1 protein-coding gene and 1 tRNA gene are annotated in these 1,326 nt (G+C 26.3%); both read left to right on the top strand.

The genetic code is table 11. The annotated features are described in order from the left end of the window. Positions 1-30: 30 nt before the first annotated feature. Positions 31-106, top strand: a tRNA-Lys gene (locus KPL38_RS19270). Positions 107-201: 95 nt separating this feature from the next. Then, the gene (locus KPL38_RS19265; protein ID WP_216290745.1) at positions 202-945 is read left to right on the top strand and encodes a peptidylprolyl isomerase; all 744 of its coding nucleotides are present in this window, start codon (positions 202-204) and stop codon (positions 943-945) included. Positions 946-1,326 lie beyond the last annotated feature (381 nt).

Below are 1,326 nucleotides of genomic sequence, written 5' to 3'. Positions count from 1 at the left end.
TGGAAGAGTAGGTTGTCGCCAGGTTAACATGGTTTACTAGCTCAGTTGGTAGAGCACATGACTTTTAATCATGGTGTCCGGAGTTCGATTCTCCGGTAAGCCACCAAAAAAAAGCACTTTTTATAAAGTGCTTTTTTTGTTTTTTAACTATATTTATGATATTATGATAATGAAATATAATAATTTTAAAGGAGAGTAATTATGGAGAATAAGGTTTTGGCTATAGTAAACGGAAATAAAATAAATCAAAAAGATGTAGATAGATCATTATTAAGATTCCCACAGGAAACACAAGAGCACTATAAAACAGATGAAGGAAAAAGACAATTTTTAGATCAAATAATAAACTTTGAATTAATATATAATTATGCACTTGATAGTGATATGAAAAAGGATCCAGATTATGTAGAACAAATGAAACTGATAGGGAAAGACGTATTAATACAAATCGGTGTAAAAAATATATTGGCTAATATAAATATAACTGAAGAAGAAATCAAAAAGTATTATGAAGATAATAGTGGAATATTTAAAAGTGAAGAAACTGCATCAGCTAAACATATATTAGTGGATACCTTAGAACAAATTAAAAAGATTAAGGTAGAAATAACTAATGGGATGTCTTTTGAGGAAGCTGCTAAAAAATATTCTAAATGTCCGTCATCAGCTCAAGGTGGAAATTTAGGCGAATTTACTAGAGGGAAAATGGTACCAGAGTTTGAGAAAGTAGCTTTTGAATTAAAAGTTGGCGAAATAAGTGAACCTGTTAAAACTCAATTTGGATATCATTTAATACAATTAGATAAGAAAAGTCCAGGAAAGGTTAAATCATTAGAAGAATCAAGACAAACAATTGTGGAGAATATTTCACATCAAAAACAAAATGAAAAATATATGAGTTTTGTAACAGAATTAAAAGACAAGTATAAAGTTGAAATAGAATAGAGCTTATTTTTATAGCTTTATATTAATTACTATGTAAATAAAATCTCCACCGTTGCTAATGGTGGAGATTTTACTTATGTTTTAAGATATTATAATGTTTTTTAAAAAAGTGCATTATAATTGCAAATATATAAAGTTGAAAATGAAGAAAGTCAAAAATTAAAATCTATAAAAATTAAAATCTATAAAAATCTAAATTAATATATAAAAGTGTTGACAAAACAATAAATACCTAGTAAACTTATAGAAGTCGTCACATAATGACAAATTAAATTGGTCTTTGAAAATTAAACAGAGAAATAGGTAAAGAAATGAAATAATATTTTGTTTTAACCAGTTAATTACTTTAGTATAAAGTAAAATTTAGTCGTAAGACTAAAA

Source organism: Clostridium psychrophilum, from assembly GCF_018861705.1.
GTDB lineage: Bacteria > Bacillota > Clostridia > Clostridiales > Clostridiaceae > Clostridium_AD > Clostridium_AD psychrophilum.
The sequence above is the reverse complement of the archived record's forward strand: the minus strand, read 5'-3'. Positions and strand labels throughout refer to the sequence as shown.

Excerpts from the sequence above, each read along its gene's own strand:
- KPL38_RS19265 (WP_216290745.1), top strand. The coding sequence starts at position 202 with ATGGAGAATAAGGTTTTGGCTATAGTAAACGGAAATAAAATAAATCAA.